The organism is Streptomyces sp. NPDC052225 (assembly GCF_040679615.1).
Lineage (GTDB): Bacteria > Actinomycetota > Actinomycetes > Streptomycetales > Streptomycetaceae > Streptomyces.
In genome coordinates this window covers 76,399-97,270 of sequence record NZ_JBFAVD010000017.1, presented here as the reverse complement: position 1 = coordinate 97,270, position 20,872 = coordinate 76,399, and the positions used below count along the sequence as shown (strand labels likewise).

Here is a 20,872-nt window from a genome sequence, read left to right as displayed (position 1 = left end):
CATGCGGATCGCGTCACATGCGAATCGCTCCACATGCGGGCTTCACACACGGGAGAGAGTCATGGCAGCGGGACAGAGGGTCACGGTGTACGGCGCCTACGGGCACACCGGCAGGTTCGTGGTGGCGCACCTCCGGGAGCGCAGGTTCGTCCCCGTCCTGTCCGGGCGCGACGCTCACCAACTCAAGGCGCTCGCCGAGGAGTTCCCCGGCCTCGACGTCCGCGCGGCGTCGGTGGACGACCCGGCGGCGCTCGACGACGCGCTGACCGGAGTGGCGGCCGTCATCAACACCGCGGGCCCCTTCGCCACGACATCCGCCCCGGTGATCGAGGCGGCGCTGCGGGCCGGCATCCCGTACGTCGACGTGGCCGCCGAGATCGAGGCCAACGCCGACACCTTCGCGCACTTCACGGACCGGGCCCGCGCGGCCGGCACGGTGGTCGTGCCCGCGATGGCCTTCTACGGCGGCCTCGGCGACCTGCTCGCCTCCGCCGCGATGGGCGACTGGACCGGCGCCGACGAAGCCCACATCGCCTACGGGCTCAACAACTGGGAGCCCACGGAGGGGACGCGGATCGCGGGACGGGTCTCGGTCGAGCGGCGCGGCGGGCAGCGAGTCCGGTTCAGGAACGGGGAGTTGGAGTACCACGCCGACGAACTGCCCGTCGTGCGGTGGCCGTTCCCCGAGCCGATGGGGGCGCGGGACGTCGTCGGTGAGTTCACGATGGCCGACGTCGTCACCCTCCCCAGCCACCTGTCCGTCCCGGAGGTCCGCACCTACATGACGACGGAGGCGGCCACCGGCGTCGCGGCCCCGGCCGCCGGCCCACGCACCGCCGTCGACGAGCACGGTCGCTCGGCGCAGACCTTCCTCGTCGACGTCGTCGTACGCTCCGGCGGCGCCGAGCGGCGGGCCGTGGCCACCGGCCGGGACATCTACGCCGTCACCGCACCCCTCGCGGTCGAGGCGGTGGACCGCATCCTGACGGGGCGGACCCGCACGGTCGGCGTCGCCTCGGCGGGAGCGCTCTTCGACGCGGCCGACTTCCTGCGCGCGCTCGCCCCGCACATCACGGTGGAGCTGCCCGCGGGCCTCTAGGCCGCGCCCGTCACCTCGGGCTTCAGCGGCAGGAGGTGGCCGGCGATCTCGGTGATCGTCGCGTCCGGCACGCCCGCCTGCGCAAGGGACTCGGCGAGATGGGTCACCACGCGGTCGAAGTCCTCCCCCTTGAGGGAGAGTTGGGCGTGCGCCTCGCGCAGCGGGCGGCCCTTGTACGCGGCGGGGCCGCCCAGGGCCACCGTGATGAACGTGCGCTGGTGCGCCTTGAGGGCCGCGAGGTCCGTCTTCTGGAAGTGCGGGGCCAGGGTGTCGTCCGCGAGGACCTTGGCGTAGAAGAGGTCGACCACCGTCGACACCGCGGGGGCTCCGCCGATGGACTCGTACAGGGACGCCGTCGTGTCACGCGTGTTATCCATGAGAATCGAACGTATCTGCGGAACCAGGCATTCAGAAGCGGGCCGGTACGCGATGATCCCCGCGCACCGGCCCACCCCCTACCCCCCTGTCCCCCTATCCCCCCTGTCGCCCCCCGTCAGTGCGTCAGGCGCGCGAACGGCCCCGGCGGGCCATCGCCACCCCGCCGCCGCCCGCCACGAGCAGGACGATCGCGCCCCCGGCGATGTACGGGGTGAGCGAGTTGCCGCCCGTCTCCGCCAAGTCCCCCTTCGCAGGGGCCTGTTCGGCGGCGACCGGCTTGTCGGCCTTGGCGCCCTGCGGCTTCACGTCGTCTGCGGGCTTCGCGGACGCCGGGGGCGTCGACGCCGGGGCCTTCGGGGCCTCGCAGGTGGCGCCCGCCAGGGTGACCTCGCCGTTGACCTCCGCCACGTTCAGCTTCAACGGGTTGACGGAGACCTTCAGTTGGAGCGCGGAGGCGGCGGCCGTCGTCGACGTCGTCGACGTGTTGGACAGGCCGAGCGAGACATCGCCGACGCCCGGGACCTTGACCTCGGTCGTGCCGCCCGCGGTGAGCGTGACCTTCTTGCCGAGGACCGTGACGGAACCCAGCAGGTTCGACTCGGCGACCGGCTTCTTGCCGGCTTCGCACAGGGCCTTCGACGTGACCTGGTCGACCTCGATGAGCGAGAGCAGCGGCAGGCCGGGGACGTGGACCTTGGCGTGGACGAGCTGGGTGAAGCCCTCCGCCTTGTGGTCGTCGACGGTGGCCTGCGCCTTGGCCACCTCCGCCTGGAGCACGCTGACCGGGTGGCCGCCCTCCACGCCGTCCAGCTTCACGGTCAGTGCGGTCTTCTCGGCGCTCGCGGGGGCCTGCACCTCGTTCAGCGCGACCTTGAGCGGGACGTTCACGGTCTTGTTCAGGAGGGAGACGTCCAGGCCGGTGCGGAGCACGACCGCGCTGGACGTGCCGCCGTGGTCGCCGGTGGCCGCCGCGGGGACCGCGGCGGCGAGGGCGACCGGGCCCGCGGCGAGCGCGGTCGCCACGGCCGTCGCGGCGAGGCGGCGGGCGGGCGTGCGCAGGACGGCGGCGGTGAAGGTGGAGCTGGGCATGCTGGTGGGACCCCCAGGAAGGGACGGGCCGGGACAGGGCCCGTCGGATGTCGGATGTCGGGTATCGCGTATCGGATATCGGGTGATCGGTGCCGTCGGACGGGCGCGCCATGGGGACATCGCGCGGCGCCGCCGACGGGCGCCGACCGGTCATCGATGAAGGAATCTTTACGCACTGAGAGTGAACAGGCGACAACCAGGCGTGAGTTCACCCCAAAGGGGGGTTTCCGCGCATCTCTTCGATTCTTTCGCTTCCTTTGGCTCGCGTGTTCCCTCTCGCCCCTCCTCTGACGCGTACGCCGGTTGACAGCGCGGGCGCAGGCAAGTTGTGTGCAACGAGCAGCGACGCCACCTGGTCACGCTGTGTCAACATCCGTACCGGAGCTGGGAGTTCGATGGCGCGCAACGTCGTCCTGATCACCGCCGACCAATGGCGCGGCGACTGCCTCTCCGGCGCCGGGCACCCGGTGGTCCGTACGCCCTATCTCGATCAACTCGCGGGCCGGGGCGCCCGGTTCGACCGCGCGTACTCGGCGGTGCCGTCCTGCATCCCGGCGCGCGCCGCGCTGCACACCGGCCTCGCGCAGACCTCGCACGGCCGCACCGGGTACGAGGACGGGGTGCCGTGGGAGTACCCGGTGACGCTGGCGGGCGAGTTCGGGCGGCAGGGGTACCAGACGCGGGCCATCGGCAAGCTGCACGCCTACCCGGAGCGCAACCGCATCGGCTTCGACGAAGTGACCCTGCACGACGGGTACTTGGGGTTCGCCCGGGACCGGCAGACCGATCCGCGCTTCCACGACGACTACGCGGCCTGGCTGGAGCGGCAGCCCGGCGGCGGCGACTACACGGACCACGGGCTCGACTGCAACAGCGTGGTGGCGCGGCCGTGGGACCGCCCGGAGCGGCTGCACCCCACCAACTGGGTGGTGAGCGAGGCCATCGACTTCCTCTACCGCAGGGACCCGACGGCCCCCTTCCTGCTCCATCTCTCCTTCCACCGGCCGCATCCGCCGTACGACCCGCCGGCCTGGGCCTTCGAGCAGTACCTGGACGCGCCCGCCTACGAACCGGCCGTCGGCGACTGGGCCGACGCGCTGGAGGGCTGGCGGGACGACACGCGCGCCGACGCCAACTACGCCTCGTACGACGCCCGTACGGTCCATCGCGCACGGGCCGGCTACTACGGGCACATGTCCCACATCGACCAGCAGATCAACCGGTTCGTGCAGGCACTCGGCGAGTTCCGCCTCGCCGACGACACGTGGATCTGCTTCACGTCGGACCACGGCGAGATGCTCGGCGAGCACCGGCTGTGGCGCAAGGCCTATCCGTACGAGGGGTCGGCGCGGGTTCCGCTGATCCTGTCGGGGCCGCCGGGGGCGCTGCCGGGCGGGACCGTGGTCGGGGCGGAGACGGTGGCCGAACTCCGGGATGTCATGCCGACGTTGCTGGAGTGTGCGGGGCTGGCGGTGCCGTCCGGGCTCGATGGGCAGAGCCTGTTGCCTGCGGCGCTCGGCGGGCGGCTCTCCTCGGCCCGGGCGTACTTGCACGGGGAGCACGCCTTGTTCGGGGAGTCGATGCACTGGCTGACCGACGGGCACGCCAAGTACGTGTGGTTCTCCGGGTCCGGGCGGGAGCAGCTCTTCGATCTGGACGCGGATCCCGGGGAGTTGTGTGATCTGGCCCGGGCGGATGTGGAGGGGGTCGCGTTGTGGCGGGGGCGGCTTGTGGGTGAGCTGGAGGGGCGGGCCGAGGGGTTTGTGGCGGGCGGGATGTTGGTCGCCGGGGCGTGACGGGGGGGGCTGGTTGTGGTGGGTTGGCCTCCGCGGGTGGGTGGGGGCTGGTCGCGCAGTTCCCCGCGCCCCTGAGATGCGCACCTTCGGTGCGGCATCTCCCCGATGACCTCAGCCTTGATCGGGGAAATGCGACGCGAAGCGTCTGCATTTCAGGGGCGCGGGGAACTGCGCGACCAGCCACGACGGCGCCGCACACGACAACCGAACCCCCTACCCCACCACCCTCCCCCGCAGCACGATCCGCCGAGGCGCCGCCAGGGTCGACACGTCCGCGCGGGGATCCGCCCCGTAGACGACCAGGTCCGCCGGCGCGCCCTCCTCCAGGCCCGGGCGGCCCAGCCAGGAGCGGGCCGACCACGCCGTCGCCGACACCGCGTCGACCCGCGGGATCCCGGCTTTCACCAGCTCAGCGACCTCCCCGGCGACCAGGCCGTGCGCCAGCGAACCGCCCGCGTCCGTGCCCACGTACACCGGGATCCCGGCGTCGTAGGCGTTGCGGACCGTCTCGTAGCGGCGGGCGTGCAGGCGGCGCATGTGGGCCGACCAGCGGGGGAACTTCTCGTCGCCGCCCGCCGCGAGCTGCGGGAACGTGGCGATGTTGACGAGTGTCGGGACGATCGCGACGCCGCGCTCCGCGAAGAGCGGGATCAGGTCGTCGGTGAGGCCCGTCGCGTGCTCGATGCAGTCGATGCCCGCCTCGACCAGGTCCCGGAGGGACTCCTCGGCGAAGCAGTGGGCCGTGACGCGGGCGCCGAGCCGGTGCGCCTCCGCGATCGCCGCCTCCACCGCGCCGCGCGGCCAGCAGGCGCCGAGGTCGCCGGTGGAGCGGTCGATCCAGTCGCCGACCAGCTTGACCCAGCCGTCGCCGCGCCGGGCCTCCTGGGCGACGTACGCGACGAGGTCCTCGGGTTCGATCTCGTGGGCGAAGTTGCGGATGTAGCGGCGCGTACGGGCGATGTGGCGGCCCGCGCGGATGATGCGCGGCAGGTCCTCGCGGTCGTCGACCCAGCGGGTGTCGGAGGGCGAGCCGGCGTCGCGCAGCAGCAGCGTGCCGTGGTCGCGGTCGGTCAGCGCCTGCTTCTCGGCCTCCTCGGCGGGGACGGGGCCGTGCGTGCCGAGGCCGACGTGGCAGTGGGCGTCGACCAGACCGGGCAGGGCCCAGCCGTCGACGGTCGTCACGTCGAGCGCGGCCGTCACCGGGCGGTCGTACGTGACACGGCCGTCGATCACCCACAGCTCGTCGCGTACGTCGTCGGGCCCGGCCAGGACCCGCCCCTTCACGTGCAGCACGCCGGACCGGCTCAGCTCAGTCATGTCCGAAGCCTATGAGAGCGGTGGGTACGCTCGTCAGCGGCATCCCCGACGAACCGGTTGACGTACCGGTTGACGAACCCATGAGCGAAGAGAGCACCGCCGTGACACATCCGTTTCTCGATCTGGCCCCGTTGAGCGCCGAGCACTTCGCCTCCATCGAGGACCGTGTGGCCCGGCTCATGGACACCTCCCAGGACGTCGTGATCATGCAGGGCGAGGCGCTGCTGCCCCTGGAGGGCGCCATCCGCGCGACCGCGGGCCCGGGCACCGTCGCCCTGAACGTGATCACAGGACCGTACGGTCAGACCTTCGGCGACTGGCTGCGCGACTGCGGCGCCACGGTGTACGACCTGGCCGTCCCGTTCCACACGGCGGTCACCGCCGAGCAGGTGCGGGAGGCCTTCGCCGAGCACCCGGAGATCGACTTCGTGTCGCTGGTGCACGCGGAGGCCGCGACCGGCAACACGAACCCGGTCGCGGAGATCGGTGAGGTGGTGCGCGAGCAGGGCGCGCTGTTCTACCTGGACGCCGTGGCCTCGATCGCCGCAGAGCCGGTGCTGCCGGACGCCTGGGGTGTGGACCTGTGCGTGATCGGCGCGCAGAAGGCGATGGGCGGCCCGGCCGGTGTCTCGGCCGTGTCGGTGAGCGCCCGGGCGTGGGAGCGGATGGCCGCCAACCCGCAGGCGCCGCGCCACTCGTACCTGTCGCTGCTCGACTGGAAGCAGCGCTGGATCGACGGCGGCAGGAAGGCCCTGCTGCACGCGCCCGCCCAGCTGGAGATGCTGGCCCTCGAGGCCTGCGTGGAGCGCATCGAGAGCGAGGGGCTCGACGCGCTGATGGCCCGTCACGCGAGCGCCGCCGCCGCGACCCGTGCCGGAACGCTCGCCCTCGGCGGGGGACTTGAGCCGTACGTCCACGAGGCCCGGGACGCCGCGCCGGTCGCCACGACGCTGCGCGCGCCCGCCGGGACCGACGCCCGTGACCTGGTCGCGAAGGCGCTCGCCGTCGACCCCGTGCTGCCGCTCGTCGCGGGTGGTGGCGCGCTGGCCGCGGAGATGATCCGGGTCAACCACTACGGCCCGCAGGCCACGCGCGGTGTCGTGCAGTCCTCGCTGGCCGCGCTCGGCGGCGCGCTCGCGGAGGCCGGGTTCGAGGTCGACCTGGAGGGCGCCCGCAAGGCCGTCGCGGCGGCCTGGGCGTAATCGCCTCCACGTCGCTTTCACTTTCGCGCACCACACCGGGGCGCCGTCCTTTTCGAGGACGGCGCCTTTCTTATTTCCCGAGCTATTTCGCGATTGTTTATCGGGCAGCTTCCCGTAATGCTTCTGCCCGCTTTCCCCGGGCGTAAACACTAAGATTTCAACAACGGGAAACGGCGTAATTCGGACGCGTACCGGTCGGGTTACACGCTTGTGACGTACTCCACAAGCGGAGGGATTTGCCCGTTATGCGGTGGACAAATCGGCACATAGCGTCGGCTTCTCGCGCACACGCTCCCGCCCGCGCGATAACACAGACCACCCCCGGTGCGTAACCCCTCCCCCAGATGCAATTCCAAAAATTGCTCGGTAAATTGAATTCGCATGACCGCCGCACAAGCGCAATTCCAGCTCGACCATCCCGGCGTGGCCGACGGCGCCGCGATCTGGCGTATCGCACGTGACTCCAAGGTGCTCGACCTCAACTCGTCGTACAGCTATCTGCTGTGGTGCCGCGACTTCGCGGGCACCTCGGTGGTGGCGCGCGACGAGACGGGCGAGGTCGCCGGCTTCGTCACCGGGTACATCCGGCCGGAGCGGCCGCACACCCTGGTCGTGTGGCAGGTCGCCGTCGACGCCGCACACCGCGGGCGCGGACTGGCCGGGGAACTCCTGGACGGTCTGACCGCCAAGCTGCTCGGCGCCGGGCGGCCGGTCAGCACGGTCGAGACCACCATCACCCCGGACAACGCGGCTTCCCAGGCGCTGTTCCTGTCGTACGCCCGCCGGCACGGGGCCGGCGTGGAGCGCACGGTCCTGTTCGACGCGGGCCTGTTCCCCGACGACGGGCACCTGCCCGAGGAGCTGTACACGATCGGGCCGATCGCGCCCTAGCGCGCCCGGCCCTCTCCCCCACCCCCTCCAACCCCCCTCAACTCCCCTCCCTAGAGGAGCATTTGCTGTGACCATCACCCAGCCGGACCTGAGCGTCTTCGAGACCCTTGAGTCGGAGGTGCGCAGCTACTGCCGCGGCTGGCCCACCGTCTTCGACCGGGCCCAGGGCAGCCGCATGTACGACGAGGACGGCCACGAGTACCTGGACTTCTTCGCGGGCGCCGGGTCGCTCAACTACGGCCACAACAACCCGGTGCTCAAACGCGCCCTGATCGACTACCTGGAGCGCGACGGCGTCACGCACGGGCTCGACATGTCGACCTCGGCGAAGCGCAACTTCCTGGAGTCGTTCCAGAACATCATCCTGCGCCCGCGCGACCTGCCGTACAAGGTCATGTTCCCGGGCCCGACGGGCACCAACGCCGTCGAGTCCGCGCTGAAGCTGGCCCGCAAGGTCAAGGGCCGCGAGTCGATCGTGTCCTTCACCAACGCCTTCCACGGCATGTCGCTCGGCTCGCTCGCCGTGACCGGCAACGCGTTCAAGCGGGCCGGCGCCGGCATCCCGCTGGTGCACGGCACGCCGATGCCGTTCGACAACTACCTGGACGGGCAGACCCCGGACTTCATCTGGTTCGAGCGTCTGCTCGAGGACTCCGGGTCGGGTCTGAACACCCCGGCCGCCGTGATCGTCGAGACGGTGCAGGGCGAGGGCGGCATCAACGTCGCCCGCGCCGAGTGGCTGCGCAAGCTCGCCGACGTGTGCGAGCGCTGGGACATGCTGCTCATCGTCGACGACATCCAGATGGGCTGCGGCCGCACCGGTGCCTTCTTCTCCTTCGAGGAGGCGGGCATCACACCGGACATCGTGACCGTTTCGAAGTCCATCAGCGGGTATGGGCTTCCCATGTCCCTCTGCCTGTTCAAGCCGGAGCTCGACATCTGGGAGCCGGGCGAGCACAACGGCACGTTCCGCGGCAACAACCCCGCGTTCGTGACGGCCGCCGCCGCCCTGGAGACGTACTGGACCGACGGCCCGGCCATGGAGAAGCAGACCATGGCCCGCGGCGAGCAGATCGAGGAGACCCTCGCCGCGCTGCGCGCCGAGTACTCCGAGGAGATCGTCGAGTACCGCGGCCGCGGCCTGGTCTGGGGCTTCGAGTTCCGCGACAAGGAGCGGGCGAACAAGGTCGCCAAGCGCGCCTTCGAGCTCGGCCTGCTCATCGAGACCTCCGGCCCCGAGAGCGAGGTCGTCAAGCTGCTTCCCGCGCTGACGATCACGCCCGAGGAGCTGGAAGAGGGGCTGCGCACGCTCACCCGAGCCGTGCGCGAGACCGTCTGACCCCCCTCACCCCGTAGAAGAGAAAGGCAGCAACCCACCGTGATCGTCCGTTCGTTCAAGGAGATCGAGAACACCGACCGGCACGTGAAATCGGCGACCGGCACCTGGGAGAGCAAGCGCATCGTCCTCGCCAAGGAGAAGGTCGGCTTCTCCCTGCACGAGACGATCCTCTACGCCGGCACGGAGACCGACATGTGGTACGCCAACCACATCGAGGCCGTGCTGTGCGTCGAGGGCGAGGCCGAGCTCGAGAACCGGGAGACCGGGGAGAAGCACTGGATCGAGCCGGGCACGATGTACCTCCTGAACGGCCACGAGCGCCACACCCTGCGCCCGAAGACCGACTTCCGCTGCGTGTGCGTGTTCAACCCTCCCGTGACCGGACGGGAGGACCACGACGAGAACGGCGTCTACCCGCTGCTGACCGAACCCGAGGAGGTCTGATCCGTATGAGCACCGACGACCTGTATCCCACCCGCGGCACCTCCGAGGTGGCGACCCCGCGCATCGACCCGGTCGTCTGGTCGGAGCCGGGAGCGCGCGGTCCCATCCGCCAGTCGGACCTCGCGAACTTCGAGCGGGACGGCTTCCTCGCCATCGACGAGCTGATCGGTCCCGACGAGATCGGCACGTACCAGGCCGAGTTGGACCGCCTGGTCAACGATCCGGAGATCAAGGCGGACGAACGCTCCATCGTCGAGCCGAAGTCGAAGGACGTCCGTTCGGTCTTCGAGGTGCACAAGATCAGCGACGTGTTCGCCAGCCTGGTGCGCGACGAGCGTGTCGTGGGCCGCGCGCGGCAGATCCTCGGTTCGGACGTCTACGTCCACCAGTCGCGGATCAACGTCAAGCCCGGCTTCGGGGCGAGTGGCTTCTACTGGCACTCGGACTTCGAGACCTGGCACGCCGAGGACGGGCTGCCGAACATGCGGACCGTGTCGGTGTCGATCGCGCTCACCGAGAACTACGACACCAACGGCGGGCTGATGATCATGCCCGGCTCGCACAAGACGTTCCTCGGCTGCGCGGGCGAGACGCCGAAGGACAACTACAAGAAGTCGTTGCAGATGCAGGACGCGGGCACGCCCTCGGACGAGGCGCTGACCAAGTTCGCCGACCGGCACGGCATCCGGCTGTTCACCGGCAAGGCCGGGTCGGCGACCTGGTTCGACTGCAACGCGATGCACGGCTCGGGCGACAACATCACGCCGTACCCGCGCTCGAACGTCTTCATCGTGTTCAACAGCGTGGAGAACGCCGCCGTGGAGCCGTTCGCGGCGCCGGTGCGGCGGCCGGAGTTCATCGGGGCGCGGGACTTCACGCCCGTGAAGTGATGTTCCTCCGTGTGTTCCTACGGGGATGAGTTGGGGCGGGGCCTTGATCGGCCCCGCCCCTGCTTGTTCTTTGGTGGGGGCTGACTACAGGGACGGGTGGTCCGGGTAGCCCTTCGTCCCTGCTTGTTCTGCGGTGGGGGCCGGCTACAGGGACGGGTAGTCCGTGTAGCCCTTCGCGTCGCCGCCGAAGAACGACGACGGGTCCGGCGTGTTGTACGGGCCCTCGGTCCGCAGCCGCGCGGGCAGGTCCGGGTTGGCGAGGTACAGCGCGCCGAAGCTGATGATGTCGGCGAGACCGTTCTCGATCTCCTTGAGGGTCCTGTGGTCGGTGGGGCCCTCGGTGAAAGCGTTGAGGACGAAGGTGCCGCCGAACCGCTTGCGCAGGTCGGCGGTGACCTCGCGGACCTCCGCGGACGCCTCAAGGACGTGCAGATAGGCGAGACCCAGCGGCTCCAGGGCGTCGACGAGCGCCGTGTACGTGTCGGCCGGGTCGTTCGCCCCCATCGAGTTGTACGGGTTCCCGGGCGAGACCCGGATCGCGGTGCGCTCGGCACCGATGGCCTCGGCGACCGCCTTGGTCGTCTCGACCGCGAACCGGATGCGGTTCTCGACGGCGCCGCCCCACTCGTCGGTGCGGCGGTTCGTGCTCGGCTCCAGGAACTGGTGGATCAAGTAGCCGTTGGCGCCGTGGAGTTCGACGCCGTCGAAGCCCGCCTCGATCGCGTTCCTGGCCGCGGCGGCGAAGTCCGCGACCGTGGCGCGGATCTCGTCGGCGGTCAGCTCGCGCGGCTCGACGAAGTCCTGGAAGCCCTCGTTCGTGAACGCCTGGCCCTCGGGCGCCACGGCCGACGGGGCGACCGGCCGGCCGCCGCCGGGCTGGAGCGACGGGTGGCTGATCCGTCCCGCGTGCATGAGCTGCGCGAAGATCGTGCCGCCCTTGGCGTGCACGGCGTCGGTGACCCGGCGCCAGGAGGCGACCTGCTCGGCGCTGTGCAGTCCCGGCGTCCAGGCGTAGCCCTGCCCCACGAGGGAGGGCTGGATGCCCTCGGTCACGAGCAGGCCGTCCGCGGCGCGCTGCGCGTAGTACTCGGCGGTCAGCTCGGTGGCGGTACCGCCGGCGCCGGCCCTGCTGCGGGTCATGGGGGCCAGGGCTATGCGGTGCGCGAGACGGGTGCCGGAGAGGTCGATCGGGTCGAATGCGGTGGTCAATGCGGTGGTCATGGCGGGCTCCGAGCTTTAAGTTGGTCGGCCAAGTAAGAGCGCTGTCGCCACTGTAACGCATTCATTGGTCGGCCAACTTAATTCTCCTCATGGCGGTAACCTCGGGGTGTACGCCATGAAGGAGCCGCCATGTCCCGCCCCGACGCCCCCGCCGCCGCGGACCCCGCCTGTACGGATCTCGCGCCGGCCGCCGCCCGCAGCGGCCCGGTCAGCCTCGCGCTCGCCCGCGTCGCCCGCCTGCACCGCAACGCGGCGGGCCGCCGGCTGCGCGCCCTCGGCCTCTTCCCCGGTCAGGAGTTCGTCCTGATGCACCTGTGGGACCGCGGGCCAGTGCGGCAGTCGGACCTGATCAAGGCCGTCGACCTGGACCCCTCGACGGTGACGAAGATGTTGCAGCGCCTGGAGCAGTCCGGGCACGTGACGCGCTCCCCCGACCCGCGCGACCGGCGTGCGGTGCTCGTCGAGGCGACCGAGGCGAGCTGCGAGCTCCTCCGGGACGTCGCCGGGGTGTGGGGCTCCCTGGAGGAGCTGACCCTGACGGGGCTCTCCGAGGGGGAACGGGCCGAGTTCGTGCGGCTGTTGGGTGTGGTGGAGGGGAATCTGTGCGGGGAGAGCTTGGCTTCGGATGCGGGGGCGGGATCGGGGGCGGGTTCGGGGTCGGGGCCGGGTGGGTGTGCTGCTGAGTGAGTGACGTCCGGGGGTACGTGCGGCGCGTTCCTCAGTGCGACAGGGCTGCCAGGAGGCGGTCGACGTCGTGGGGCGTGTTGTAGAGGTGGAAGGACGCCCGCAAGTTGCCTGCCCTGTTGGAGAGTTCGATGCCTTTGCGGTGCAGGTCGTGTTGGTTCGGGCCCAGTTCGGGTACCGAGACGATCGGTGAACCGGGGGACTCGATCGGCTCGTGGCCGAGGTTCTTCAGGCCCTCGCGGAAGCGGTCCGCCAGTGCCAGGTCATGGGCGCGGATCCGGTCCGGGCCCAACTCCTCGATCACGGCGAGGGATTGGCGTGCCCCCGCGTACGCGATGAGGCCCGGCGTCTCGTCGAAGCGGCGGGCCGAACGGGCCGGTTCCGTGACCGGGCCGTAGCAGCTGTCCCAGGGCTTCTCCCCCGCCACCCAGCCGGCGAAGACCGGGGTCAGCGCCTCGAACCCTTCGGGGTCCCCCGGGCCGATGAAGAAGACCGCTCCCCGCGGGCACGTCAGCCACTTGAAGGCTACGGAGGCCACGTAGTCCGCGGCCGCCGCGTGGTCCGCCAGCGGGAACCAGCCCGCCGCCTGCGACGCGTCCACGTAGAGGCGGGCGCCGTGGGTGCGGGTCGCCTCCCGCAGTTCCGTGAGGTCGGCGAGCCTGCCGTCCGCCGACTGGGCCGCGCTGACCGCCACGAGCGCCGTGCCCGGGCGGACCTCCTCGGCGAGCGCCGCCAGGGGGGCGGTGCGGATCTTGAGGTCGCGGCGTACGTGGAACGGGTTGATCGTGGAGCTGAACTCCCCTTCCGGGACCAGGACTTCGGCGCCCTGGGGGAGGGAAGCGGCGATCAGGCCCGAGTAGACGGCGACGGAGGCGCCGGTCGCCACTCGCGCCGTCGGGACCCCCGCGATACGGGCGAAGGCCGCCCTCGACTCCTCCACGTCCGTGAAGAGGGAGTCGACCGGGCGGCCCTCGGTCATGCCGGTGATCGCTTCGCGCATCGCGTGCGCGGCCCTCGCCGGGAGGAGGCCTGAGCTCGCGGTGTTGAGGTAGGTGGTGGCCGGGGTGTATTCGGCTCGGACTAGGTCCGTGTCCAGGTCCATGGCTCCACTGTGACCCCGCACCAAGTGTTCGTCTATTGCGGATTGTTGAGCGGTACCTCTAAGGAACGCTTATGCCTGCGGGACCGCGCAGCCGTCCGGGCCGCAGGTGTCGCCGGCCTCGCTCGTGGACGTGTCGATGACGGTCAGCGGGGAGCGGGCGTCCCAGGCCTGGGTGAGCGCCTGGGTGAAGACCTCGGCGGGCTGGGCGCCGGAGACGCCGAACTTGCGGTCGAGGACGAAGAACGGGACGCCGGTCGCGCCGAGCTCGGCGGCCTCGCGCTCGTCGGTGCGGACCGCGTCCGCGTAGGCGTCGGGGTCGGCGAGGACGGCTCGGACCTCGGCCTCGTCGAGGCCGGCCTCGACGGCGAGCTGGACGACGTGCTCGTCGTCGGCGAAGACCGAGCCCTCGTCGGCGAAGTTGCCTCGGTACAGGGCGTCGATCATGGCGTCCTGGAGGCCCTTCTCGTGGGCGAGGTGGAGGAGGCGGTGCAGGTCGAAGCTGTTGCCGTAGTCGCGGCCCTCGGTGAGGTAGGGCAGGCCGAGCTCGGCGGCCTGGCGGCCGAGGCCCTGCTCGTTGGCTGCCGCCTGGGACTCGCTGATGCCGTACTTCTTGGCGATCTTGGCGATGACCGGGCCGGTGTCGCCCTTCTTGATCGTGGGGTCGAGCTCGAAGGAGCGGTGCACGACCTCGACGGCGTCCTTGTGCGGGAAGGCGTCGAGTGCCTGCTCGAACCGGGACTTGCCGATGTAGCAGAACGGGCAGTTGATGTCGGTCCAGATCTCGACGCGCATGGGGTTTCTCGCTCCGGGGTGAAGGGGTCGTTCGGTTGCTCGGTTGCTCGTTTGTTCAGCCTTGTACAACCGGATGGACCCTCCGGACATTCCCGGGGTTGGAGGCGCCGCCGCTGTGGGGGTGGGGCGGGGCCGCGTCGGGGTGCCTCCTCGGCCGGATTGGTGTCGTCGTCTCCGGACGACCAAAGTCGCGCATCCGGCGCGGAGTGCCTGCGGTGTCCTGCGGGGGCACCCCGACGCGTCCCCTCCCGTCTCGTACGCAACTGCGAACCGTCCCAGCCCCCCCATTCCAGTCATCGTCCCGGGCCCCGGGATCCATCACCCTGGCCCCGCCATTCATCATCCGGCCCCACGGTCCATCGTCCTGGCCGTGGGTCATCCCGGCAGTGGGTTGTCCTGGCCGTGGATCGTCCCCGCCGCGGGTCCCGGCAGTGGATCATCCGCGCCGCGGATCGACCCCGCCGCGGCTCACCCCGGCCAGGGGTCGTCGCTGCCTCGCCTTGGGCAGGCTGCCGCCTGGGGCGGCAGGGTGGGCAAGGCGGCCCCCCAGCGCCGGGTGCGCGTTGGTGAGGGCGGTTCGGGCAGCCGGAGGGATCGGTTCAGGAGCCGTCTCGTAGGGCCTCGGGCCAGGTCGGGCGGAACTCGATGTGGTCGTACGTGACCACGCAGCCCTCCCCCACCGGGGACTGCGCCAGGAAGCCCACCATCGCGGCCGCCGCCGACTTCTCGTCCCCGAGGGAGAAGATGCGGACGAAGGTCCAGGTCCGGCCGTCGGTCGACGCGTGGAAGGCGAAGGCCGTGCCTGTGCGGCTGATGCGGAGCCAGGCCGAGGAGCCGGGGACGACGAACGCGTTCGCGTCGTCCGAGTGGCCCCTCGTCACCACCGTGCAGATCGTGGGTTCGTCCGGAGAGCGCTCGAAGCAGAGCTTCGCCCATTCACGGTCGCCCACGTGCAGGTAGAGCACGCCCGCGTCGAACGCCGCCGCGAAACCGACCGTCACCCGCGCGATCAGCTGGAAGTCGCCCTCGGGCGCTCCGAGCAGCCGGGGCGCGTCCGAGGCCGGTTCGAGCGCGTCGCCGGTCGGCGGGACGAAGCGGTCCTGCCGCGGCCCCGCCCACCCGGTGAGCGTCCCCTCCTCGTACGACCAGTGCCCGTCCGGGCCGTAGGAGCGCAACGGGAAGGGGAGCTCGGGGAGTTGGATGTCCATCAGCCTTCTCGGAGTTCCAGGCGGCCGTTGAAGCGGCGGGGCAGGCCGAGGGGGTTGTCGTCGCGCAGCTCCGGCGGGAGCAGCGCTTCGGGGGTCGTCTGGTACGAGACCGGGCGCAGCCAGCGCTCGATGGCCGTGCCGCCGACGGAGGTGGACGTGGAGGTCGTCGCCGGGTACGGGCCGCCGTGGTGCTGGGCCGGGGCGACGGCCACGCCGGTCGGCCAGCCGTTGACCAGGACGCGGCCCGCGAGCGGCGTGAGCTCCGCGAGGATCTCGGTGCCGCGGCCTTCGCCTGCGGCCTCGGCCGAGGACAGCTGGACCGTCGCCGTGAGGTTGCCGGGCAGGCGGGAGAGGACCGCCGTGATCTCGTCCGCGGATTCGTACCGGGCCACCACCGTGACCGGGCCGAAGCACTCTTCGAGGAGCAGGTCGTGCTCGGTGCCCTCGGTGGCCAGGCGCGCGGCCGGGACCGTGAGGAAGCCGGGGCTGACCGTGTGCTCGCCGCCCGCGCCCGGCGTGACCGGCGCCTCGACGTCGGGGAGCTGTGCGCGCTCGGCGACGCCCGCGACGAAGTTGTCGCGCATGCGGTGGTCGAGCAGGACGCCGGCCGCGGTGTCGCTGACCGCGGCGGTGAGGGACTTGAGGAGGCTGTCGCCCGCCTCGCCCTGCGGTGCGAAGACCAGGCCCGGCTTGACGCAGAACTGGCCGACGCCGAGCGTCATGGAGCCTGCCAGGCCCGTACCGATCTGGTCGGGGCGTTCGGCGGCAGCCTGCTCCGTGATCACCACGGGGTTCAGGGAACCCAGCTCGCCGTGGAACGGGATCGGGGTCGGGCGGGACGACGCCGCGTCGAACAGCGCGCGGCCGCCGCGGACCGAGCCGGTGAAGCCCGCCGCCGCGATGAGGGGGTGCTTGACCAGTTCGACGCCCGCCTCGAAGCCGTGGACCAGGCCGAGGACCGCCTCCGGGATGCCGTGCTGGACGGCCGCGCGGCGGATGACGGATGCGACCAGCTCGGACGTCGCCGGGTGGTCCGGGTGGGCCTTGACGACGACGGGGCAGCCGGCCGCGAGGGCGCTCGCCGTGTCGCCGCCGGGGACGGAGAAGGCGAAGGGGAAGTTGGAGGCCGAGTAGACCGCCACCACGCCGAGGGGGATCTTGTAGCGGCGCAGGTCCGGGATCGGGGGCGTCGCCGTGTCGTCGGGGTGGTCGATGACGACGCCGAGGAAGGCACCCTCGTCGACGATGTCCGCGAAGGCCCGCAACTGGAAGCAGGTGCGCGCCAGTTCGCCGGTGAGCCGGACCGGGCCGAGGGCGGTCTCCGCGTCCGCCGCCTCGACCAGGTGGTCCTTGGCCTCGTCGAGCAGGTCGGCGGCCGTGCGCAGGAAGGCGGCGCGGACGGTGCGGTCGGCGAGCGCGCCGCGCGCTTCGTGCGCGGCGCGGACCGCCTGGTCGACCTCCTGGGCGGTGGCCTCGGTCGCAACCTGCTCCCGCTGCTTCCCGGTTCGGGGGTCCACACTCCAGACTGGTGCTGCTGCCACGGCGAATTCCTCCAGCTTTTCTCGTGACTCGCCGGACGAGCCACGAGGGTCGTTCGATATACTGAACGCTGTCTCTGTTGATGAACACTATGGAGACTATTTCTCGTCGAACGAAGGGGTCAAGGGCGATGTCGGCTGGCGAGACGGGGGCCGCTGCGGGCGGTGCGCAGGTGAAGTCCGCGGTACGGACGGTGGAGCTGCTCGAGTACTTCGCAGGCCGCCCCGGGATGCACTCCCTCGCCGCGGTGCAGGAGGCCGTCGGATACCCGAAGTCCAGCCTGTACATGCTCCTTCGGACGCTCGTCGAGCTCGGCTGGGTGGAGACCGACGCGACCGGGACGCGGTACGGGATCGGGGTGCGGGCCCTGCTCGTCGGCACCTCGTACATCGACGGCGACGAGGTCGTGGCCGCCGCCCGGCCCACCCTCGACCGGCTCTCGGACGACACCACCGAGACCATCCACCTCGCCCGGCTCGACGGGACGAACGTCGTCTATCTGGCCACCCGGCAGTCGCAGCACTACCTGCGGCCCTTCACACGGGTGGGACGGCGGCTGCCCGCCCATTCGACGTCGCTGGGCAAGGCGCTGCTCGCCACGCACACCGATGAGCAGGTGCGCAAGATGCTGCCCGAGACGCTCCCCGCATTGACCGAACACACCATCACCGACCGCGAGAAGCTCATCGAGGAGCTGCACACGGTCCGGGAGCAGGGGTTCGCCGTGGACCGCGAGGAGAACACGCTGGGGCTGCGCTGCTTCGGCGTCGCCGTCCCGTACCGGACGCCGGCCAGGGATGCCATCTCGTGTTCCGTTCCGGTGGCCCGGCTGACGCCCGCGCATGAGCAGATGGTCAAGGACGCGCTGTTCGACGCGCGGGACCGGCTGACGCTGGCCACGCGTCGGCTCTGACGGCTCCGTCGCCTCCGCCGTGCGGCGGAGGCGGATCGGCGGTGAGCAGGACGTGCGGCGCCGTTCCCGGCGCCAGCCTGGACGTATGACCTCCCGTACGCAGCAGATCCTGCGCTCCGTCGCCGTTCTGGCCTGCCTTCCCTACCTCACCCTCAAAGTCGTCTGGATCGCCGGCGGCCGGGTCGGGATTCCGGACGGCAGCTCGCTGCTCGACCACCGCACCGCCATGGCGGTCGGCAACGCCTTCACCGTGCTGCTCGACAGCGCCGTCATCGTTCTCGCCCTGCTGCTGACCCGGCCCTGGGGGCGGCGCGTGCCGGCGGTGCTGCTCGTCGTGCCGATGTGGGTGGCGACCGGGCTGCTCGTGCCGATCATGATCGGGTATCCCGCACAGCTCGTCGTGCGCGCCTTCGGCGGGTCGACCGGGGCCGCGAAGGCGAGCGAACCGTTCCTGGACGACTGGGTGTTCATGGTGGTGTACCCGGGGTTCATCGTGCAGGGGCTGTGCCTGGGCGCCCTGTTCGTCGGCTACGCACGGGAGCGGTGGGGGCACCTGTGGCGGGGGCGGGTGCCGGAGTCGGCCGGGGCCCTGTCGCGGTGGGCCGCCGTGGGCGCGGCCGGGCTCGCGCTGTTCCCCGCCGCCATGCATCTGCTGTGGGCGCTCGGCTCTCGGGCCGGGCTCGCCGTGGGGCGGGCCGATGGGCGCGCCAGTGATTTCTACGTCCTTGAGGCCCTGAACGTCGGCTATCTCGCGGCCGCCGTCGCCGGTGCCCTGCTCCTCGCGTACGGCGGCGGCCGGGCGGTGCGGGCGCCGCTGGCGCTGACCTGGTTCGGCTCCGCGTCCGCGGCCTGCTGGGGCGGCTGGCTCGGGCTGGCCGCGCTGCTCGATGTCGCCGACAGCGCGAACCGGCCGACGGCCCTGATGAACCTCACCTACGCTGGCCAGATGACCGTCGGCCTGCTCGTCGCGTCCGTCGGGGTCCGGTACGCCGCCCGGCGGCAGGCGGCGCGTGTCAGCGTCCCGGCGCCGGTGTGAGAGGCGCGGCCCGCGCCCTGTTCGGGCGTACCGCGCGCCGCCGCTGGGTCCATCTGATCCTCGGCGGCGCCGTCGCGATGCCGTACGTCCTCGTGGGGTCCGTGGTCGTGGGGCCGCTCGTCGGGGCGGACGACGTGTTCACCGATCTGCCGCTCCAACTCCTGTCGTTCCTGGTCGGGTTGCCTCTCGCGGCCGTCACCGCGCTGTTCCCGCTGACCCGGCCGATGTCGGTGGCCGCGGTGCGCGCGCTGTGCTCGGTGGAGCCGGGTGCGCTCGCCGACGGGCCGCCGCGCGGGTGGGGCGCTCGCGGGCGCACCGTCGCCTGGTTCACGCTGCATCTGGGGTGGGGCGGAGTGCTGAGCGGGATGACGCTCGCGCTGCCGCCGTTCGCGGTCGTGGTGATGCTGCTGCCGGTCTCGCCCGGGCTGCGCGACGGGCTGCGGGACGCGCGGGTCGCACCTCCTCACGTACTGGAATCGGGTTGGGTGTCGGGGCTTGCTCCGGTGGCCGGTGCGCTGATGCTGGTGGCGCTCGCGGCGTGTGCGGCCGCGGCGTCGGGGCTGCTCGCCCGGTGGGCTCCCCTGCTGCTCGGGCCCGCGCCGGCGGACCGGCTCGCCGCCGCCGAGGCGCGCGCCGCCGACCTCGCCGTGCGCAACCGCCTCGCCCGCGAGCTGCACGACTCGGTGGGGCACGCGCTCAGCGCGGTCACCCTCCAGGCGAGCGCCGCGCGCCGGGTCCTCGACTCCGACCCCGACTTCGTACGGGAGGCGCTCGCGGCGATCGAGGACACCACGCGGCGTACGGTCGGTGAACTCGACGCCGTGCTCGGGGTGTTGAGGGAGGCCGGGGATGCCGCGGACACCGCTCCCGCGCCGACCCTCGCCGACGACCTCGACGGGCTGCTGCGCCGCACCCGGGCCGGTGGCATCGAGGTGCGTGCCGCGGTCGGCGTCGATCCGGCCGATGTGCCGCCGCTCGTCTCGCGCGAGGCCTACCGCATCGTGCAGGAGGCGCTGAGCAACGCGGTGCGGCACGCGGGGACCGGGGTCGCGCTGCGTCTCGTACGGGACGGGGACGCGCTGCGGATCACCGCCGAGAACCCGCTCGCCGACGGGTCGCCCACCCGGCCGGGCGGCGGGCACGGGCTGCGCGGGGTCGCCGACCGGGCCCGGCTGCTCGGCGGTTCGGCCGAGGCGGGGCCGGCGGCCGGGGAGCCCGGGGTGTGGCGTGTCGACGTACGACTTCCGATGAAGGGACCCCTCGTATGAAGCCCGTGAGCGTCGTGCTCGCCGACGACGAGCGGATGGTGCGCACCGCGCTGCGCGCCATCCTGTCCGCCGAGGACGACATCGAGGTCGTCGGCGAGGCGGCGACCGGCGCGGAGGCCGTGTCCGTGGTGCGCGAGCTGCGGCCGGACGTGGTCCTCATGGACGTACGGATGCCGGAGGGGGACGGGATCCGGGCGACCGAGCGGATTCTGGGCGGCCTTGGCGAGGGCGCGCCGCGGATCGTCGTCGTCACCACCTTCGAGAACGACGCGTACGTGTACGAGGCGCTGCGCGCGGGGGCCGCCGGAGTTCTGCTGAAGCGGGCCGAGGCCGAGGCCCTGGTGGGGGCGGTGCGGCTGGTGGCGCGCAGCGACAGCCTGCTCTTTCCGGCCGCCGTGCGCGCGCTCGCCGCCGAGCACGCCGTGCGGCGGGCCGTCGCGCCGTGGGTGGCGCGGCTCACCGGGCGGGAGAGCGACGTGCTGCGGCTGATGGCGGCCGGGCTGACGAACGCGGAGATCGCCGGGCGGATCGGGGTGGGGCCCGCGACCGTCAAGACGCATGTGGCGGCGGTTCTCGCGAAGACCGGGGCGCGGGACCGGACGCAGGCCGTGATCGCCGCCTACGAGGGCGGGTTCATGCGGGCCGGCTGATGGGGGCCGGCTGA

20 protein-coding genes are annotated in these 20,872 nt (G+C 71.8%); 12 read left to right on the top strand and 8 right to left on the bottom strand.

Annotation, left to right across the window (positions count from 1 at the left end; translation table 11 throughout):
• The first annotated feature begins 61 nt into the window (after nucleotides 1–61).
• Nucleotides 62–1,099, top strand: a complete 1,038-nt coding sequence (locus tag AB0L37_RS24095; RefSeq protein WP_365509017.1) for a saccharopine dehydrogenase NADP-binding domain-containing protein — start codon at nucleotides 62–64, stop codon at nucleotides 1,097–1,099.
• On the opposite strand, the gene AB0L37_RS24090 is transcribed toward AB0L37_RS24095, so the two are convergent.
• Together AB0L37_RS24090 and AB0L37_RS24085 are read right to left on the bottom strand one after the other, a co-directional pair.
• Entirely contained in the window at nucleotides 1,096–1,476 is a 381-nt protein-coding gene (locus tag AB0L37_RS24090) for a group 1 truncated hemoglobin (protein WP_365509014.1), read from the bottom strand. The two genes, AB0L37_RS24095 and AB0L37_RS24090, sit on opposite strands and share 4 nt — an antisense overlap.
• Before the next feature lie 124 nt (nucleotides 1,477–1,600).
• On the bottom strand, nucleotides 1,601–2,566 hold the full coding sequence (locus tag AB0L37_RS24085; RefSeq protein ID WP_365509011.1) for an SCO1860 family LAETG-anchored protein: 966 nt from the start codon (nucleotides 2,564–2,566) through the stop codon (nucleotides 1,601–1,603).
• Nucleotides 2,567–2,961: 395 nt separating this feature from the next.
• Between AB0L37_RS24085 and AB0L37_RS24080 the strand changes: the two genes are divergently transcribed.
• The gene (locus AB0L37_RS24080) at nucleotides 2,962–4,362 is read left to right on the top strand and encodes an arylsulfatase (protein ID WP_365509008.1); all 1,401 of its coding nucleotides are present in this window, start codon (nucleotides 2,962–2,964) and stop codon (nucleotides 4,360–4,362) included.
• A gap of 213 nt (nucleotides 4,363–4,575) precedes the next feature.
• Here the strand turns inward: AB0L37_RS24080 and AB0L37_RS24075 are convergent, their stop codons facing one another.
• The gene (locus tag AB0L37_RS24075; protein ID WP_365509224.1) at nucleotides 4,576–5,670 is read right to left on the bottom strand and encodes an amidohydrolase family protein; all 1,095 of its coding nucleotides are present in this window, start codon (nucleotides 5,668–5,670) and stop codon (nucleotides 4,576–4,578) included.
• 110 nt (nucleotides 5,671–5,780) lie between these two features.
• On the opposite strand from AB0L37_RS24075, the gene AB0L37_RS24070 reads away from it, so the two are divergent.
• The 5 genes from AB0L37_RS24070 to thpD all read left to right on the top strand — a co-directional run bounded on the left by AB0L37_RS24070 (nucleotide 5,781) and on the right by thpD (nucleotide 10,445).
• Entirely contained in the window at nucleotides 5,781–6,881 is a 1,101-nt protein-coding gene (locus AB0L37_RS24070; protein WP_365509005.1) for an aminotransferase class V-fold PLP-dependent enzyme, read from the top strand.
• A gap of 381 nt (nucleotides 6,882–7,262) precedes the next feature.
• Complete coding sequence (gene ectA, locus AB0L37_RS24065) at nucleotides 7,263–7,772, top strand: diaminobutyrate acetyltransferase (protein WP_365509002.1); 510 nt, start codon at nucleotides 7,263–7,265, stop codon at nucleotides 7,770–7,772.
• Nucleotides 7,773–7,839: 67 nt separating this feature from the next.
• On the top strand, nucleotides 7,840–9,111 hold the full coding sequence (gene ectB, locus AB0L37_RS24060) for a diaminobutyrate--2-oxoglutarate transaminase (protein WP_365508999.1): 1,272 nt from the start codon (nucleotides 7,840–7,842) through the stop codon (nucleotides 9,109–9,111).
• A gap of 39 nt (nucleotides 9,112–9,150) precedes the next feature.
• The gene (locus tag AB0L37_RS24055; protein WP_365508996.1) at nucleotides 9,151–9,555 is read left to right on the top strand and encodes an ectoine synthase; all 405 of its coding nucleotides are present in this window, start codon (nucleotides 9,151–9,153) and stop codon (nucleotides 9,553–9,555) included.
• A gap of 5 nt (nucleotides 9,556–9,560) precedes the next feature.
• Nucleotides 9,561–10,445 carry an ectoine hydroxylase gene (gene thpD / locus AB0L37_RS24050; RefSeq protein ID WP_365508994.1) on the top strand — a complete coding sequence of 295 codons (885 nt, stop codon included), beginning with the start codon at nucleotides 9,561–9,563 and terminating at the stop codon, nucleotides 10,443–10,445.
• A 144-nt stretch (nucleotides 10,446–10,589) separates the two neighbouring features.
• On the opposite strand, the gene AB0L37_RS24045 is transcribed toward thpD, so the two are convergent.
• Nucleotides 10,590–11,654: an alkene reductase gene (locus AB0L37_RS24045; protein ID WP_365509221.1), complete on the bottom strand. Its 1,065-nt coding sequence runs from the start codon at nucleotides 11,652–11,654 to the stop codon at nucleotides 10,590–10,592.
• Nucleotides 11,655–11,795: 141 nt separating this feature from the next.
• Between AB0L37_RS24045 and AB0L37_RS24040 the strand changes: the two genes are divergently transcribed.
• Nucleotides 11,796–12,353 carry a MarR family winged helix-turn-helix transcriptional regulator gene (locus tag AB0L37_RS24040; protein ID WP_365508991.1) on the top strand — a complete coding sequence of 186 codons (558 nt, stop codon included), beginning with the start codon at nucleotides 11,796–11,798 and terminating at the stop codon, nucleotides 12,351–12,353.
• A 31-nt stretch (nucleotides 12,354–12,384) separates the two neighbouring features.
• Here the strand turns inward: AB0L37_RS24040 and AB0L37_RS24035 are convergent, their stop codons facing one another.
• The 4 genes from AB0L37_RS24035 to AB0L37_RS24020 all read right to left on the bottom strand — a co-directional run bounded on the left by AB0L37_RS24035 (nucleotide 12,385) and on the right by AB0L37_RS24020 (nucleotide 16,993).
• The gene (locus tag AB0L37_RS24035) at nucleotides 12,385–13,452 is read right to left on the bottom strand and encodes an aminotransferase class V-fold PLP-dependent enzyme (RefSeq protein WP_365508988.1); all 1,068 of its coding nucleotides are present in this window, start codon (nucleotides 13,450–13,452) and stop codon (nucleotides 12,385–12,387) included.
• 69 nt (nucleotides 13,453–13,521) lie between these two features.
• Nucleotides 13,522–14,244 (bottom strand): DsbA family oxidoreductase, encoded by a 723-nt coding sequence (locus tag AB0L37_RS24030; protein ID WP_365508985.1) that lies wholly within the window; start codon nucleotides 14,242–14,244, stop codon nucleotides 13,522–13,524.
• 599 nt (nucleotides 14,245–14,843) lie between these two features.
• Nucleotides 14,844–15,452, bottom strand: coding sequence for a DUF1349 domain-containing protein (locus AB0L37_RS24025; RefSeq protein WP_365508983.1), 609 nt, complete (start codon nucleotides 15,450–15,452; stop codon nucleotides 14,844–14,846).
• Complete coding sequence (locus AB0L37_RS24020; RefSeq protein ID WP_365508980.1) at nucleotides 15,452–16,993, bottom strand: aldehyde dehydrogenase (NADP(+)); 1,542 nt, start codon at nucleotides 16,991–16,993, stop codon at nucleotides 15,452–15,454. Before AB0L37_RS24020 ends, AB0L37_RS24025 begins: the two co-directional genes overlap by 1 nt.
• A gap of 128 nt (nucleotides 16,994–17,121) precedes the next feature.
• On the opposite strand from AB0L37_RS24020, the gene AB0L37_RS24015 reads away from it, so the two are divergent.
• The 4 genes from AB0L37_RS24015 to AB0L37_RS24000 all read left to right on the top strand — a co-directional run bounded on the left by AB0L37_RS24015 (nucleotide 17,122) and on the right by AB0L37_RS24000 (nucleotide 20,858).
• Nucleotides 17,122–17,904 carry an IclR family transcriptional regulator gene (locus AB0L37_RS24015; protein WP_365508977.1) on the top strand — a complete coding sequence of 261 codons (783 nt, stop codon included), beginning with the start codon at nucleotides 17,122–17,124 and terminating at the stop codon, nucleotides 17,902–17,904.
• A gap of 85 nt (nucleotides 17,905–17,989) precedes the next feature.
• The gene (locus tag AB0L37_RS24010) at nucleotides 17,990–18,940 is read left to right on the top strand and encodes a hypothetical protein (RefSeq protein ID WP_365508975.1); all 951 of its coding nucleotides are present in this window, start codon (nucleotides 17,990–17,992) and stop codon (nucleotides 18,938–18,940) included.
• Nucleotides 18,937–20,208, top strand: a complete 1,272-nt coding sequence (locus AB0L37_RS24005) for a histidine kinase (protein ID WP_365508972.1) — start codon at nucleotides 18,937–18,939, stop codon at nucleotides 20,206–20,208. The genes AB0L37_RS24010 and AB0L37_RS24005 overlap by 4 nt, the downstream gene beginning before the upstream one ends.
• Nucleotides 20,205–20,858 (top strand): response regulator transcription factor, encoded by a 654-nt coding sequence (locus AB0L37_RS24000; protein WP_365508969.1) that lies wholly within the window; start codon nucleotides 20,205–20,207, stop codon nucleotides 20,856–20,858. Before AB0L37_RS24005 ends, AB0L37_RS24000 begins: the two co-directional genes overlap by 4 nt.
• Nucleotides 20,859–20,872 lie beyond the last annotated feature (14 nt).

Bases quoted from the DNA above. Each gene is read 5' to 3' on its own strand.
- AB0L37_RS24095 (WP_365509017.1), top strand. From the start codon at position 62: ATGGCAGCGGGACAGAGGGTCACGGTGTACGGCGCCTACGGGCACACC.
- AB0L37_RS24090 (WP_365509014.1), bottom strand. From the start codon at position 1,476: ATGGATAACACGCGTGACACGACGGCGTCCCTGTACGAGTCCATCGGC.
- AB0L37_RS24085 (WP_365509011.1), bottom strand. From the start codon at position 2,566: ATGCCCAGCTCCACCTTCACCGCCGCCGTCCTGCGCACGCCCGCCCGC.
- AB0L37_RS24080 (WP_365509008.1), top strand. From the start codon at position 2,962: ATGGCGCGCAACGTCGTCCTGATCACCGCCGACCAATGGCGCGGCGAC.
- ectA (WP_365509002.1), top strand. From the start codon at position 7,263: ATGACCGCCGCACAAGCGCAATTCCAGCTCGACCATCCCGGCGTGGCC.
- thpD (WP_365508994.1), top strand. From the start codon at position 9,561: ATGAGCACCGACGACCTGTATCCCACCCGCGGCACCTCCGAGGTGGCG.
- AB0L37_RS24040 (WP_365508991.1), top strand. From the start codon at position 11,796: ATGTCCCGCCCCGACGCCCCCGCCGCCGCGGACCCCGCCTGTACGGAT.
- AB0L37_RS24035 (WP_365508988.1), bottom strand. From the start codon at position 13,452: ATGGACCTGGACACGGACCTAGTCCGAGCCGAATACACCCCGGCCACC.
- AB0L37_RS24030 (WP_365508985.1), bottom strand. From the start codon at position 14,244: ATGCGCGTCGAGATCTGGACCGACATCAACTGCCCGTTCTGCTACATC.
- AB0L37_RS24025 (WP_365508983.1), bottom strand. From the start codon at position 15,452: ATGGACATCCAACTCCCCGAGCTCCCCTTCCCGTTGCGCTCCTACGGC.
- AB0L37_RS24015 (WP_365508977.1), top strand. From the start codon at position 17,122: ATGTCGGCTGGCGAGACGGGGGCCGCTGCGGGCGGTGCGCAGGTGAAG.
- AB0L37_RS24010 (WP_365508975.1), top strand. From the start codon at position 17,990: ATGACCTCCCGTACGCAGCAGATCCTGCGCTCCGTCGCCGTTCTGGCC.
- AB0L37_RS24000 (WP_365508969.1), top strand. From the start codon at position 20,205: ATGAAGCCCGTGAGCGTCGTGCTCGCCGACGACGAGCGGATGGTGCGC.